General features: G+C 60.7%; 12 protein-coding genes. 1 reads left to right on the top strand and 11 read right to left on the bottom strand.

The genetic code is table 11. From position 1 onward, the window contains the following. Positions 1 to 49 precede the first annotated feature (49 nt). Positions 50 to 2758, bottom strand: a complete 2709-nt coding sequence (gene secA, locus WFM45_RS20220; RefSeq protein ID WP_046898126.1) for a preprotein translocase subunit SecA — start codon at positions 2756 to 2758, stop codon at positions 50 to 52. Positions 2759 to 2840: 82 nt separating this feature from the next. Further along, a complete protein-coding gene (gene secM, locus WFM45_RS20215) occupies positions 2841 to 3371 on the bottom strand; it encodes a secA translation cis-regulator SecM (protein ID WP_004932747.1) in 531 nt (176 codons plus the stop codon). 26 nt (positions 3372 to 3397) lie between these two features. Between secM and WFM45_RS20210 the strand changes: the two genes are divergently transcribed. Next, on the top strand, positions 3398 to 3913 hold the full coding sequence (locus WFM45_RS20210; protein ID WP_004932751.1) for a DUF721 domain-containing protein: 516 nt from the start codon (positions 3398 to 3400) through the stop codon (positions 3911 to 3913). A 104-nt stretch (positions 3914 to 4017) separates the two neighbouring features. On the opposite strand, the gene lpxC is transcribed toward WFM45_RS20210, so the two are convergent. From lpxC to murD, 9 genes are all read right to left on the bottom strand, one after another. Continuing rightward, entirely contained in the window at positions 4018 to 4935 is a 918-nt protein-coding gene (gene lpxC / locus WFM45_RS20205; protein ID WP_004932754.1) for a UDP-3-O-acyl-N-acetylglucosamine deacetylase, read from the bottom strand. A 103-nt stretch (positions 4936 to 5038) separates the two neighbouring features. Next, the gene (ftsZ, locus tag WFM45_RS20200) at positions 5039 to 6193 is read right to left on the bottom strand and encodes a cell division protein FtsZ (protein ID WP_004932757.1); all 1155 of its coding nucleotides are present in this window, start codon (positions 6191 to 6193) and stop codon (positions 5039 to 5041) included. A gap of 74 nt (positions 6194 to 6267) precedes the next feature. Further along, complete coding sequence (ftsA, locus tag WFM45_RS20195) at positions 6268 to 7524, bottom strand: cell division protein FtsA (protein WP_004932758.1); 1257 nt, start codon at positions 7522 to 7524, stop codon at positions 6268 to 6270. Beyond that, a complete protein-coding gene (gene ftsQ / locus WFM45_RS20190) occupies positions 7521 to 8372 on the bottom strand; it encodes a cell division protein FtsQ (RefSeq protein ID WP_004932761.1) in 852 nt (283 codons plus the stop codon). Before ftsQ ends, ftsA begins: the two co-directional genes overlap by 4 nt. 1 nt (position 8373) lies before the next feature. Then, entirely contained in the window at positions 8374 to 9294 is a 921-nt protein-coding gene (locus WFM45_RS20185) for a D-alanine--D-alanine ligase (RefSeq protein WP_004932764.1), read from the bottom strand. After that, complete coding sequence (gene murC, locus WFM45_RS20180) at positions 9287 to 10762, bottom strand: UDP-N-acetylmuramate--L-alanine ligase (RefSeq protein WP_028127852.1); 1476 nt, start codon at positions 10760 to 10762, stop codon at positions 9287 to 9289. The genes WFM45_RS20185 and murC overlap by 8 nt, the downstream gene beginning before the upstream one ends. An 84-nt stretch (positions 10763 to 10846) precedes the next feature. Continuing rightward, complete coding sequence (gene murG / locus WFM45_RS20175) at positions 10847 to 11911, bottom strand: undecaprenyldiphospho-muramoylpentapeptide beta-N-acetylglucosaminyltransferase (RefSeq protein ID WP_004932773.1); 1065 nt, start codon at positions 11909 to 11911, stop codon at positions 10847 to 10849. Between the two features lie 3 nt (positions 11912 to 11914). Next, positions 11915 to 13117 (bottom strand): cell division protein FtsW, encoded by a 1203-nt coding sequence (gene ftsW, locus WFM45_RS20170; protein WP_004932776.1) that lies wholly within the window; start codon positions 13115 to 13117, stop codon positions 11915 to 11917. Then, a complete protein-coding gene (gene murD, locus WFM45_RS20165) occupies positions 13114 to 14433 on the bottom strand; it encodes a UDP-N-acetylmuramoyl-L-alanine--D-glutamate ligase (RefSeq protein WP_033651671.1) in 1320 nt (439 codons plus the stop codon). Before murD ends, ftsW begins: the two co-directional genes overlap by 4 nt. Positions 14434 to 14435 lie beyond the last annotated feature (2 nt).

Raw genomic sequence — 14435 nt, 5'->3', positions numbered from 1 at the left:
GGCTCAGCAAGCTGAACCCCTGGGTGTTATCGGTTAACCGCGGCCGGCATTACTGCAGGCGGCCGTGGCACTGCTTGTATTTCTTGCCGGAACCGCATGGGCAAGGATCGTTGCGCCCCACTTTACGCTCGGCGGTCGCCGGCGCGTTCGGATCTTCAGTCACCAACGCGTTCTCGTCGTGGTGGCTCAGCTGTTGCTGCTGCGCCAGACGCTCGGCCTCTTCACGGCGCTGCTGTTCCAGCGCTTCCACCTCTTCCGGCATCCGCACCTGTACCTTGCTCAGCACGCTGATCACTTCATATTTCAGCGATTCCAGCATGGTGGCGAACATGTTGAAGGATTCACGCTTGTACTCCTGCTTCGGATCCTTCTGCGCGTAACCGCGCAGGTGGATACCCTGACGCAGGTAGTCCATCGCCGCCAGATGCTCTTTCCACAGAGAATCCAGCGTCTGCAGCATCACGCCCTTCTCGAAGTTGCGCATCATCTCGCTGCCGACCACTTCTTCCTTACGCTGATACTGCTCTTTGGCGTTCTCCAGAATGCGTTCGCGCAGCGTCTCTTCGTGCAGCTCCGGCTCTTTGTCCAGCCACTGGGCGATCGGCATCTCCAGATCGAAGTCGTTCTTCAGGCGCTCTTCCAGCCCCTGAATGTCCCACTCTTCTTCCAGCGACTGCGGCGTGATGTAGTTGTCGATGGTGCTCTTGAACACGTCCTCGCGGATGCTGGCGATGGTTTCGCTCACGTCGGACACGTCCAGCAATTCGTTGCGTTGGCTGTAGATGGCGCGGCGCTGATCGTTGGCGACGTCATCGTACTCCAGCAGCTGCTTACGGATGTCGAAGTTGCGGCTCTCTACCTTACGCTGGGCATTGGCGATCGCCTTGGTCACCCACGGGTGCTCAATCGCTTCGCCTTCTTTCATGCCCAGTTTACGCATCATGCCGGACACGCGATCCGAGGCGAAGATACGCATCAGGGCATCTTCCATCGACAGGTAGAAGCGGGATGAACCGGCGTCGCCCTGACGACCGGAACGGCCGCGCAGCTGGTTATCGATACGGCGCGATTCATGGCGCTCGGTGCCGATGATATGCAGGCCGCCCGCCGCCAGCACCGCGTCGTGGCGCTCTTTCCAGGCGGCTTTGATGGCTTCGATCTGCTCTTCGGTCGGTTCTTCCAGCAGCGCCACTTCAGCCTGCCAGCTGCCGCCCAACACGATATCGGTACCACGGCCCGCCATGTTGGTGGCGATGGTTACCGCACCGCTCTGGCCGGCCTGGGCGACGATGTCCGCTTCCATGGCGTGGAATTTGGCGTTCAGCACCTTGTGGTCGATGCCCGCTTTGGTCAGCTCACGGGACACCACTTCGGATTTCTCGATTGAGATGGTACCCACCAACACCGGCTGGCCTTTGGCGGTACGCTCGCGGATGTCCTCGATGATGGCGCCGATCTTCTCTTTCTCGGTCATGTACACCAGATCCGGCATGTCCTTACGGATCATCGGACGGTTGGTTGGCACCACGATGGTGTCCAGCTTGTAGATCGAGCTGAATTCGAAGGCTTCGGTATCGGCGGTACCGGTCATCCCGGCCAGCTTCTCGTACAGACGGAAGTAGTTCTGGAAGGTGATCGAAGCCAGCGTCTGGTTCTCGTTCTGGATCTCCACGCCTTCTTTGGCTTCCACCGCCTGGTGCAGGCCATCGGACCAACGGCGGCCCTGCATGGTACGGCCGGTGTGCTCATCGACGATGATCACTTCGCCGTCTTTCACGATGTAGTCAACGTCGCGGGTGAACAGCACGTGGGCGCGCAGCGCGGCGGTAACGTGGTGCATCAGCATGATATTGGTCGGCGAGTACAGCGATTCGCCTTCATCCATGATGCCAGCCTCTACCAGCATCTCTTCGATCAGGATCAGGCCGCGTTCGGTCAGGTGGACCTGGCGCGCCTTCTCATCCACCGAGAAGTGCCCTTCACCCTTGAAGGTGTCGGAGTCTTCTTTTTCCTGGCGGATCAGTTTAGGGATCAGCTTGTTGACCTTGATGTACATCTCGGAGCTGTCTTCGGCCGGGCCGGAGATGATCAGCGGCGTACGCGCTTCATCGATCAGGATGGAGTCCACCTCATCCACCAGCGCATAGTGCAGTTTGCGCTGCACGCGCTCTTCCGGGCTGAACGCCATGTTGTCGCGCAGGTAGTCGAAGCCGTATTCGTTGTTGGTGCCGTAGGTGATGTCGGCGGCGTAAGCTTCACGCTTGGCCGGCGCCGGCATGCCCGGCAGGTTGATGCCGATGCTCAGGCCGAGGAACTCGAACAGCGGGCGGTTGTTTTCGGCGTCACGCTGCGCCAGATAGTCGTTGACGGTCACCACGTGCACGCCGCGGCCGCTCAGGGCGTTCAGGTAGGCCGGCAGCGTCGCGGTCAGGGTTTTACCTTCACCGGTACGCATCTCAGCGATGCAGCGGTCGTTCAGCACCATGCCGCCCAGCAGCTGCACGTCGAAGTGACGCATGCCGAACACGCGCTTGCTCGCCTCGCGCACCACGGCGAAGGCTTCCGGGATCAGGCTTTCCAGCGACTCGCCTTTTTCCAGGCGTGCGCGGAACTCGTTGGTTTTCGCTTTCAGCTCGTCATCGGACAGTTTTTCCATGTCCGGTTCCATGCGGTTGATCTGCTCAACCACTTTGCGCATGCGGCGCAGGGTACGATCGTTACGGCTGCCAAAAACTTTGGTTAATAATTTCACTAACATGATGTTTGATATCTCTGTCATGACGGCCGAATGCGGCAGTCAACTTGCTATTATTTATGGTTTTTATGCCCTAAGGGCGGAGTCAGACGAGAACGACGGGCCCGGCGCGAATGCCTTGCACCTGAGCCACCCACAGGCCGGTCTGGTGCCGCGCCAGCGTTGGCAGCACCTCAAGGTGGGTGTGGCGAATGATGGTCGGCGGCTTCGGCTCATGCGTCAGCAGCGCATTGAGGGTAGACAGCAACGCCAGTTGCGCTACCTGCAAAGGCGGTTCCGCTTCGGCTTCGCTCTCCTGTACCCGCGCATAAACCGCCTGCGGCGCCAGCGCGAAAGAGAGGTGACGAATGACGGTGCGCAGTGCATGCTGCTGCCAATAATCTACGCTGAAGGTAGGGCGGCGGTGCGCGTCCTGCAGCAGGGCCAGGCTGTTGAAGGTGCCGTTGGCCGAATTTTGCCGGTTAAGGCTGGACGACGTATTCGGCAGCGCGGCCTGATCGGGAGCGCCGGACAAATTGGAAGACGCGCCAAGCGTGGCCGCAACCATCCCTAACAGGAGATGGGGCCAGAAATAACGTCTGCCAAATTGTCGCCAACGATTTAGAATACCGATCACGAGTTTATAATCCGCCGGAGCCCATTATGCGCGATAGCCGTCCACAATTATTAGATGTCCTGTTCGACGACGCGTCTGCCGGCAGCAAAGGGCCGCTGCATAACGTCCAGCAACGCGCGGTGGCGCTGCTCAAGCTTAACCGTGCAGTGAAGGGCCTGTTGCCCGCTCCCCTGCATCCCTGGTGCCGCGTCGCGAATTTCCGACAGGGTATTTTAGTGCTCGAAACGGCAAATGCCAGTTGGATGATGCGCTTGCGCTACGAACAACCCGCTTTGCTGTCTGCACTACGAGCGCAAATTCTACCATCATTGTCGTCGATCGACATCAGGATTAATCCGGCCTTGATGGCGAAAGGCAGCAACCAGGTGCAAAACGCCGAGAAAGCGCCGGAAAAACCCGTGCCGATGCGGCATTTGAGTCTGGAAAGTGCGGAAGAGCTGAGAGGATTGGCGAGCCGTAGCCCGGAGAAACTGCGCAAGATATTGGAACGGCTGGCTGCATTGGCCGGAGAGGGTACCAACACAACCAGTCGTGATAAGTAATCAGCGACACAACTGCAAAACATCAGACGGCATCACGAGCCTGAATTCTCAGGCTCTCAGAGGATGCGCCTGCCGTTATTCGCAGCAGGCGAGGAATTCAGACCTTACGCCAATACGGTAGACGGTGCCTTGAATGCCAACGGCATTTCGGCTTCGTCCTGGAAGGTCACGTATTCCCACGCTTCCTGCTTGGCCAGTACGGCCTGCAGCAGTTTGTTGTTCAGCGCGTGCCCAGACTTGAACGCGGTGAACGCGCCAATGATGTTGTGGCCGCACATGAACAGGTCGCCGATGGCGTCCAGCATTTTGTGACGTACGAACTCGTCTTCGAAACGCAGACCGTCTTCGTTCAGCACGCGGTAGTCATCTACCACGATGGCGCAATCGAAGCTGCCGCCCAGGGCCAAGCCGCGGGACTGCAGATATTCGATATCGCGCATGAACCCGAAGGTGCGCGCGCGGCTGATTTGACGCACGAACGACTCAGCCGAGAAATCAAGACGGTAGCGCTGAGAGCTGGCGTCGATAGCCGGGTGGTTGAAGTCGATGGTGAAGTCCAGGCGGAACCCGTTATGCGGGGACAGCTCGGCCCATTTGTCGCCATCTTCAACACGCACGGTCTCTTTCAGACGCAGGAATTTCTTCGCCGAGTTCAGTTCTTCGATGCCGGCATCCAGCAGCAAGAACACGAACGGACTGGCGCTGCCGTCCATGATTGGGATTTCAGCGGCGTCGACTTCGATGACGATATTGTCGATGCCCAGCCCAGCCAGCGCGGCGTTGAGGTGCTCAACGGTCGAAATACGCACGTCATGCTCATTCACCAGGCAAGTACAGAGCATGGTATCACGCACGGATTTTGCATCAGCCGGAAAATCAACCGGTGGATTCAAGTCAGTGCGACGATAGATGACCCCGGTATTAGCCGGCGCTGGGCGCATTGTCAGCGTGACTTTCTTGCCGGTATGCAAACCGACGCCAGTCGCCTGAACAATACGTTTTAATGTCCTTTGTTTGATCATCGTTTTATCTCGCAATGTTATCCATCCTACCAGCCAAGCATACAGCATGGCCGGCGGGACAGTTTAGCACAAAGAGCGGAGATTCCAAATTCTCAGGATATTCTTAGTCTGCCTGTTTACGCAGGAAGGCTGGAATATCAAGATAGTCGGGCTCTTTATTCGGCTGCGCAGCTTGGTCGTTGACCACCTTGGCGGCAGGTTTCACTTCCTGCGGCAGAGGCGACATGCCGTGCTGCTGATAACGGTGATCCATCACTGGCTGGCTGGCCTGCTTATTGGTCACCAGAGTGATTTCAGGACGCTTGTCCATACCGATACCGGTTGCAACCACGGTAACGCGCAGTTCGTCGTTCATTTCCGGATCCAGCGAGGTACCGATAACCACGGTAGCGTTGTCGGAAGCGAACGCACGGATGGTGTTACCCACAGTTTCGAACTCATCCAGACGCAGATCGAAGCCAGCGGTAATGTTGACCAGCACGCCGCGCGCGCCGGACAGGTCGATGTCTTCCAGCAGCGGGCTGGAGATCGCCATTTCGGCCGCTTCTTCGGCACGGTCTTCACCGCAAGCCACGCCGGAACCCATCATCGCGTAGCCCATTTCGGACATCACGGTGCGCACGTCGGCGAAGTCGACGTTCATCAGGCCCGGACGGGTGATCAGCTCGGCGATACCCTGCACCGCGCCTTTCAGCACGTCGTTGGCCGCGCCGAACGCGTCCAGCAGAGAGATGCCGCGCCCCAGAACTTTCAACAGCTTGTCGTTCGGGATGGTGATCAGCGAGTCCACGTGTTTGGACAGTTCAGCGATACCCTGCTCCGCGAATGCCATGCGCTTCTTGCCTTCGAAGTTGAAAGGCTTGGTCACCACGGCCACGGTCAGAATACCCAAATCTTTAGCCACTTCAGCCACCACTGGCGCCGCACCGGTACCGGTACCGCCGCCCATGCCGGCTGCGATGAAGACCATGTCTGCGCCGTCCAGCGCTGCGCGCAGGGCTTCGCGGTCTTCTTCCGCTGAATTGCGACCCACCTCAGGGTTCGCGCCCGCCCCCAGACCTTTGGTAATACCGCTACCAATCTGGATGGTTTGGCCAACCGCCGTTTTGCGGAGCGCCTGGGCGTCCGTGTTCACAGCGAAGAATTCAACACCTTCGATGCGCTCGCGCACCATGTGTTCAACGGCGTTGCCACCGCCGCCGCCGACGCCGATGACTTTAATCACCGCGTCATTGGTTAGTTCCATTGGTTCAAACATAGTTTCTCTCCGTTTTGTGCCTGTCGCTGCGAGATCATAAAAAGATTACTCAGCATGATCTCTTTGTTGAAACATTAAAACTCTTTTCTCAGCCAGCTATTGATGCGTTTAAACCAATTGCCCACCGAGGCGCGTTTTTCTACTTCTGTCTCACCGCTCAGGTGAGACTCTTTTCCATAGTGCAGCAGACCTACCGCCGTCGAGTAGTAAGGCTCCTGCGCATAATCCGTCAGACCCGTGATGTTCAAGGGTTGGCCGATGCGTACCTGAGTGTGGAACACCCGTTGCGCACAGGCTGCCAGGCCATCAATCTGGGCGGCGCCACCGGTCAGCACGATACCTGCCGCCAGATGATGCTTCACCCCTTGCTGACGCAGTTGCTCCTGCAATTGCAAAATTTCATCGTTAACCAGATTCAACAGTTCGGTGTAGCGTGGCTCAATGACTTCAGCCAGCGTCTGTCTTTGCAGACTGCGCGGAGGACGTCCCCCGACGCTAGGCACCTCTACATTCTCATCCTTGCTAACAATCGACCCAAGCGCACAACCGTGTCGAACTTTAATCGCTTCCGCGTCGGTCGGCGGCGTGCCGAAGGCGTAGGCGATATCGCTGGTGACCACGTTCCCGGCATAAGGGATCACTTTGGTGTGGCGCAGCGCACCGCCGGTATACACCGCCATATCCATGGTGCCGCCGCCGATATCCACCACGCAAACGCCGAGTTCGCGTTCATCTTCGGTCAGCACCGCGTAGCTCGCGGCCAGACCGGCGAAAATAAGTTGGTCAACTTTCAGGCCGCAACGTTCCACGGCCTTGACGATGTTCTTCGCCATATCGTTATGGCAGGTAATCAGATGCACCTTGGCCTGCATGCGCACGCCGGACAGCCCAACCGGGTTTTTGATGCCTTCCTGATAATCGATGGCGTATTCCTGAGGGATCACGTGCAGGATACGGTGTTCGTCGCGCACGCGCACCGATTTGGCGGTGTGCACCACATTCTCCACGTCATCCTGCGTCACTTCCTCTTCCGAGATCGGCACCATGCCGATTTCGTTCTGGCAGCTGATGTGTTTGCCCGACAGCGCCAGGTACACCGAAGAGATCTGGCAGTCCGCCATCAGCTCGGCCTGATCGATGGCGCGCTGTACGCACTTCACCACCGATTCCAGGTCGTTTACGCCACCCTTATCCATACCGCGAGACGGGCAGCTGCCCACCCCGATAATGTTGACCATGCCATCGGGCAGAACTTCCCCTACCAACGCGGAGACTTTTGCAGTACCGATCTCCAGTCCAACTACCAGTTTTCTGTCCGTCGACTTGATCATTGTTGTTTTGCCTGTGCCTGATTCTGTTGCTGATTACTGTTTTGCTGACCGCCAAGCGCCTGCGGATCGACCAACACCGGAGCCCACCCTACCGAAGCGCCGGACTCGTAGCGCAGATCGACATAGCTGACACGCTTGCTCTCCGCCTGGCCCTGCTGCTGCAATACCGGGTAAAGCTCGATAAACCGCTGCAAACGCCCGTTGCGGTCATCGCGCCCCAGCTCAAGCCGGACATCGTTGTCCAGCGCCAGCTGCCAGGAATGGCGCGCGGTCATCGCCGCCATTTTCAGCGTATATTTGCTGGCCGCCAACGTGGCGCTCATCGCCCGATAGCCTTCCAGCACATCCTGCTCGCTCCCTTCCGGCCCGTAGAGCAGCGGCAACTTCTGCTTGCCCGCCCGCTCCGCCGGCACGCTGAACGCTTTGCCCTCGGCGTCCACCATGTGCAAATCGTTCCAGCGCGCCACCGGGACGTACTCCACCAGATGGATCTTCAGCTCATCCGGCCATTGTTTGCGCACGCTGGCCTGCTTGATCCACGGCAGACGTTCGATCTGCTGCTGGATGACGTCCACATCCTGCGTCATAAAGGTGCCGGGTGCGCCCAGCGCCAGGATCGCCTGACGAATATCATCGTTGGTGGTGTAATGGCGTTCGCCGGTCACCACCAGCCTTGAGAGCGGCAGGCGGCTGGCGTCTTTCATCCAGCCAAGCACCGCCCAACCGCTCCACACGACCGTTCCCAACACCATCAGCAGGAAAATCATTCCCGCCAACTGGGTTCCATTGCTGCGACGCGGGCCGTTATCCACCTCGCGATCGCGCGCATTCAGGGCAGCTTGCGACATATCAGTCGGCCAACTCCAAAATTCTCGCCACCAACTGCGAGAAGCTTAATCCAAACTGGCGCGCCGCCATCGGCACCAGGCTATGACTGGTCATGCCCGGAGAGGTGTTCACCTCAAGCAGATAGAAGCGGCCATCGCTGTCTTGCATCACGTCGACGCGGCCCCAGCCGCTGCAGTCCAGACCGCGGTAGGCGCGCAGCGCCAACGCCGCCATCTCGGCTTCCTGCTCGGCGCTCAAACCGCTCGGGCAGAAGTACTGCGTATCGTCCGAAATGTACTTGGCCTGATAGTCGTAAAACACGCCGGCCGGCTGGATGCGGATCGATGGCAGAACCTGGTCGCCCAGCATCGCCACGGTGTATTCCGGGCCGCTCAACCACTTCTCCACCAGCACATCGTCGTCATGGCGGAAGGCCTCTTCCAACGCCGCTTCCAACGCAGCGCTTTCGGTGACCTTGCTCATGCCGACGCTGGAGCCTTCACGGCTCGGCTTGACGATCAGCGGCAAACCGAGATCCGCCACACGCGCCAGCAGCGCCGCTTTTTCGGCGCCGAGGTACAGCTGGCGATTCAGCGCCACGTAAGGCGCCACCGGCAAGCCCATCGACTGCCACACCATCTTGGTGCGCCATTTGTCCATGGTCAGCGCCGAGGCCATCACGCCGCTGCCGGTATAAGGCAGTTCGAGGAACTCCAGCAGCCCTTGCAGGGTGCCGTCCTCGCCGCCGCGCCCGTGCAGCGCGATAAACACTTTGGTGAACCCCTGCTCTTTCAGCTGGGTCGCCGGGAAATCGCGGGTATCGACGCCGTGCGCATCGATACCGGCTTCGCGCAGCCCGGCTAGCACCGCGGCGCCGGACTGCAGGGAAACTTCGCGTTCGGCGGAGGTGCCGCCCAGCAGAACTGCAACTTTATCAGCCATGGTGCTCCTCCTCTTTCTTCGGCGGCTGCAGCTTCAGCTCGGCCAGTTTACGGGCGATTTTGCCCACGTTGCCGGCGCCCTGCACCAGCACCAAGTCTTCATCCTGCAGCAGCTGCGCCAGGGTTTCCGGCACGCTATCGGCATCGGAAACCAGGATCGGATCCAGCTTGCCGCGGCTGCGGATGGTGCGGCACAGCGAACGGCTGTCCGCGCCCGGGATCGGCGCTTCGCCGGCGGCGTACACGTCGAGCATCAGCAGCACATCCACCTGCGACAGCACGTTGGCGAAATCGTCGTACAGATCGCGGGTGCGCGTATAACGGTGCGGCTGGAAGATCATCACCAAACGCTTGTCCGGCCAACCGGCGCGCGCCGCCTTCAGCGTGGCGTCCACCTCGGTCGGATGGTGGCCGTAATCGTCCACCAGCATCGCGCTGCCCGCTTTGCCGTTGACCGGTTCCAGCGGGAACTCGCCGAGGAAATCGAAGCGGCGCCCGGTGCCCTGGAAGCCCGCCAGCGCGCGCAGGATATCTTCGTCGTCGATGCCTTCTTCGGTCGCTACCGCCACCGCCGCCGCTGCGTTCAACGCATTGTGGCGGCCCGGCGCGTTCAGCGTCACCGTCAGCAACGGCTTATCCTGGCGGCTCAGGGTAAAATGCCCCTGCGGCCCAATCTGCCGGTAGTCTTCGATGCGCACGTCGGCATCCTCACTGAAGCCGTAGGTGGTGATATGGCGACCCACGCGCGGCAACAGCTCACGCACCACCGGATCGTCAATGCACATCACCGCGCGGCCGTAGAACGGCAGGTTGTGCAAGAAATTGATAAACGTCTGTTTCAGGTTCTCGAAGTCGCCCTGGTAGGTGTCCATATGGTCGGCTTCGATGTTGGTGACCACGGCCACCATCGGCTGCAGATGCAGGAACGACGCATCGCTCTCATCCGCTTCCGCGATCAGATAACGGCTGGACCCCAGTCGCGCGTGGGTGCCCGCCGCCTTCACCAGCCCGCCGTTGACGAAGGTCGGGTCAAGGCGGGCTTCGGCATAAATGCTCGAGACCATCGCCGTGGTGGTGGTTTTGCCGTGCGTGCCGGCAATAGCGATGCCGTGACGAAAACGCATCAGCTCCGCCAGCATTTCAGCGCGGCGGATCACCGGGATGCGCGCTTCACGAGCGGCGACGATCTCCGGGTTGTCGGCGGAGATGGCGGTAGAGACCACCACCACGCTCGCATCCAGCACGTTTTCCGGGCGGTGATTGAAGTAAATCGTCGCTCCGAGCGCGCTCAACTGTTGGGTCACCGGATTCGGCGCCAGGTCGGAGCCGCTGATCTGATACCCTTCGTTTGCCAACACTTCGGCGATACCACCCATGCCGGCGCCACCGATGCCGACAAAGTGAATGTGCCGGACGCGACGCATCTCGGGCACGATAGTACGTAGTTTCGCCAGTTGTTGTGTATTCATCACTCTCTCTAATCCGGACCCGGTACCCCGGCCCTACATCACATTGCTTTTATTCAGGTTCGGCGCACCGAACCCCTGCACTCGTTACTTGGCGAGCCGCACCAGCTCCGCCGCCACGCGCTCGGTGGCGTCCGGAATGGCGACCGCGCGCGCTTTCTCGGCCATGGCCAGCAGCGTCTTGCGATCCCAGCTCGCCAGCAGTTCGGCCACCACATCGGCGTTAAACTGCGGCTGTTCGATAATTTTCGCCGCGCCGGCTTCTTCCAGTGGACGCGCATTCCAGTACTGCTGACGATCCTTATGCATGAACGGCACGAAGATCGCCGGCAGCCCCGCCGCCGCGATTTCGCTGACGGTCAACGCGCCGGAGCGGCAGACCACCACGTCGGCCCAGGCATAGGCGGCGGCCATGTCATCGATGAACTCGGTCACCTTGTGCTGCGTCTGCCCTACCCTTTCGTAGTCGCGCAGCACCGTTTCCAGCGCGCCCTTGCCAACCTGATGCCAGAGCGTAATTCTATCGCCCAAACGCGCCGCGACTTCAGGAACTGTCTGATTCAGCACGCGCGCGCCCTGACTTCCGCCAATCACCAACACACGGATCGGGCCTTCGCGCCCTTGCAACCGCTCCGCCGGCAGTGGCAGCGCCAACACGTCGGTGCGCACCGGGTTGCCCACCACCTCGGCGTTCGGGAACGCGCCGGGGAAGGCCTGCATCACTTTGGCGGCGATGCGCGCCAGCCAGCGGTTGGTCAAACCGGCGATGCCGTTCTGCTCGTGCAGCACCACCGGAATGCCGCACTGCCAGGCCGCCAGGCCGCCGGGGCCGGAAACGTAACCGCCCATCCCCAGCACCACATCCGGCTGATAACTGCGCATAATGGCTTTCGCCTGACGCACCGCCTGCCAGATCCGCAGCGGCGCCGTCAACTGGGCCTTCAGGCCCTTGCCGCGCAGGCCGGAGATGCGGATAAAATCAATCTCGATCCCGTGCTTCGGCACCAGATCGGCTTCCATTCGGTCTGCGGTTCCGAGCCAGCGCACCTGCCAGCCCTGCGCCATCAGATGATGCGCGACCGCCAGCCCCGGGAACACGTGCCCACCGGTACCGCCTGCCATCACCATTAAACGCTTAGGTTTCCCGCTCATTCCTTACCTCTTCACAAACGCCTGAGCCTTGGTCAGGCGCGTTTCATAATCAATTCGCAGCAACAGCACGATCGCCGTCGACATAATCAGCAGGCTCGAGCCGCCGTAACTGATCAGCGGCAGCGTCAGACCTTTGGTCGGCAGCATGCCTGCGGCGGCGCCGACGTTAACCAGCGCCTGGAAGCTGAACCACACGCCGATCGCGCAGGCCAGGAAGCCGGAGAAGCGTTGGTCGATCTCCAGCGCGCGGCGCCCGATGGACATCGCGCGAAAAGCGACGAAGAATACCATTAACAGGGCTAAAACCACACCGATATAGCCCAGTTCTTCACCCAAAATGGAGAAGATGAAGTCGGTGTGCGCTTCCGGCAAATACTCCAGTTTCTGCACCGAGTTGCCGAGCCCCTGCCCCCAGAACTCACCGCGGCCGAATGCCATCAGCGACTGGGTCAGCTGGTAGCCGCTGCCGAACGGGTCGGCCCACGGGTTCCAGAACGAGGTCACGCGGCGCATACGGTAGGGTTCCGCGATAATCAGCAGCACCACGGCGAACACGCCGGAGCCGATGATCGCCAGGAACTGCCACATTTTCGCGCCGGCCAGGAACAGCATCGCCAGCGTGGTGATGAACAGCACCACCACGGTGCCGAGATCCGGTTGCGCCAGCAGCAGCACCGCCAGCACCACCATGACGCCCATCGGTTTACAGAAGCCCCAGAAGTTGCTGCGCACCTCTTCCACCTTGCGCACCAGATAGCTCGCCAGATAGCAGAACAGCGACAGCTTGGACAGCTCCGCCGGCTGAATACGCAGCGGGCCGAGCGCGATCCAGCGCGAGGCCCCGTTTACCGAGCTCCCCACCACCAGGACGATCAGCAGCATCACGATCGACATCAGCAGCATCACGTTGCTGTAGCGCTGCCAAACTTCCATCGGGATGCGCAGCGTCACCAGCGACAGGCCGAACGCCAGGCCGAGGTACAACGCATCACGCTTGGCGAACAGGAACGGATCGTCCGCCAGGCGTTGGCCGATCGGCATCGACGCCGAAGTCACCATCACGAAGCCGATGATCGCCAACCCGAAGGTCAGCCACAGCAGAGTGCGATCGTACAGCACCATGTTGACCGCGTCGTTATCGCGCGCGCCGGTCACCCAGTCTTTCATCCGTTCTGTCAGCCCGAAGTTCGGCAAGCGTAGTTTCATCCGCCAAGCTCCTGCGCCAGGCGGGCGAACTCATCGCCGCGCACTTCAAAATTACGGAACTGATCGAGACTGGCGCAGGCCGGCGACAACAACACCATATCGCCGGGCTGTACGCGGCCGGCGATGGTGCGCATCGCCTGCTCCATGGTCTCGGTCAGCGTCGCCACTTCCGGCCGCAGCTGCGCCAGCTGGGCGCCGTCGCGGCCAAAGCAATACAGACGCACGTTGTCACCCTGCAGATAGCGCGCCAGCGGTGAGAAATCGGCGGATTTGCCGTCGCCGCCCAGCAGCAGATGCAGCGTGCCGTCCACCTGCAGGCCGTTCAACGCCGCTTCGGTGCTGCCGACGTTGGTGGCTTTGGAATCGTTGATCCAACGCACGCCGTTGTTCTCCCAGGCCAGCTGGAAACGGTGCGCCAGGCCGGTAAAGGTGGTCAGCGCCTTCAGGCTGGAGGCACGCGGGATATTGACCGCATCCGCCAACGCCAGCGCCGCCAGGGCGTTGGTGTAATTGTGGCGGCCGGTCAGCTTCATCTCGCGCGTATTCAGCACCTTCTCACCGCGCACCCGCAGCCAGGTTTCCCCCTGCTGACGGTTCAGGTGATAGTCGCCCACGTCCGCGCCGAAGCTCACGCAGCGCTCGTCGGCGCCGCGCACCGGCATGGTCAGCGCATCGTCCGCGTTCACCACGCACACCGCGGCGTTTTCATACACGCGCAGCTTGGCGCCGCGATACTGCTGCAGGCCAAATGGATAACGATCCATATGATCTTCGGTCACGTTCAGGATGGTCGCCGCCGCCGCCCGCAGGCTATGCGTCGTTTCAAGCTGGAAGCTGGACAGCTCCAGCACGTACAGCTGACATTCCTGACGCAACAGGCTCAGCGCCGGCAGGCCGATATTGCCGCCCACGCCTACCGCCCAACCGGCGGCTTTCGCCATTTCGCCCACCAGGGTGGTGACGGTGCTTTTGCCGTTGGAGCCGGTGATCGCCACGATCGGCGCCTGCGCCTCGCGGCAGAACAGTTCGACGTCGCCGACGATTTCCACGCCAGCGTCCGCTGCGGCGCTCAATGCCGGGGTCGCCAACGCGACGCCCGGGCTGGCGACGATCAGATCCGCCGCCAGCAGCCAGTCCTGGTTCAAATCGCCCAGATGGCGCTCCACGCTTTCAGGCAGTTTGTCCAACCCTGGCGGCGCGATACGGGTATCCATCACGCGCGGCGTTACGCCGCGCGCCATGAAGAAATCGACACAGGACAGGCCGGTGAGGCCCAACCCGATGATGACGACTTTTCTACCCTGATAGTCTGCCATGA

Source organism: Serratia sp. KG1D (assembly GCF_037150675.1).
Classification (GTDB): domain Bacteria; phylum Pseudomonadota; class Gammaproteobacteria; order Enterobacterales; family Enterobacteriaceae; genus Serratia; species Serratia nematodiphila.
This window is presented reverse-complemented; position numbering and strand designations above follow the sequence as displayed.

Excerpts from the sequence above, each read along its gene's own strand:
- secA (WP_046898126.1), bottom strand. The coding sequence starts at position 2,758 with ATGTTAGTGAAATTATTAACCAAAGTTTTTGGCAGCCGTAACGATCGT.
- WFM45_RS20210 (WP_004932751.1), top strand. The coding sequence starts at position 3,398 with ATGCGCGATAGCCGTCCACAATTATTAGATGTCCTGTTCGACGACGCG.
- lpxC (WP_004932754.1), bottom strand. The coding sequence starts at position 4,935 with ATGATCAAACAAAGGACATTAAAACGTATTGTTCAGGCGACTGGCGTC.
- ftsZ (WP_004932757.1), bottom strand. The coding sequence starts at position 6,193 with ATGTTTGAACCAATGGAACTAACCAATGACGCGGTGATTAAAGTCATC.
- ftsA (WP_004932758.1), bottom strand. The coding sequence starts at position 7,524 with ATGATCAAGTCGACGGACAGAAAACTGGTAGTTGGACTGGAGATCGGT.
- ftsQ (WP_004932761.1), bottom strand. The coding sequence starts at position 8,372 with ATGTCGCAAGCTGCCCTGAATGCGCGCGATCGCGAGGTGGATAACGGC.
- WFM45_RS20185 (WP_004932764.1), bottom strand. The coding sequence starts at position 9,294 with ATGGCTGATAAAGTTGCAGTTCTGCTGGGCGGCACCTCCGCCGAACGC.
- murC (WP_028127852.1), bottom strand. The coding sequence starts at position 10,762 with ATGAATACACAACAACTGGCGAAACTACGTACTATCGTGCCCGAGATG.
- murG (WP_004932773.1), bottom strand. The coding sequence starts at position 11,911 with ATGAGCGGGAAACCTAAGCGTTTAATGGTGATGGCAGGCGGTACCGGT.
- ftsW (WP_004932776.1), bottom strand. The coding sequence starts at position 13,117 with ATGAAACTACGCTTGCCGAACTTCGGGCTGACAGAACGGATGAAAGAC.
- murD (WP_033651671.1), bottom strand. The coding sequence starts at position 14,433 with ATGGCAGACTATCAGGGTAGAAAAGTCGTCATCATCGGGTTGGGCCTC.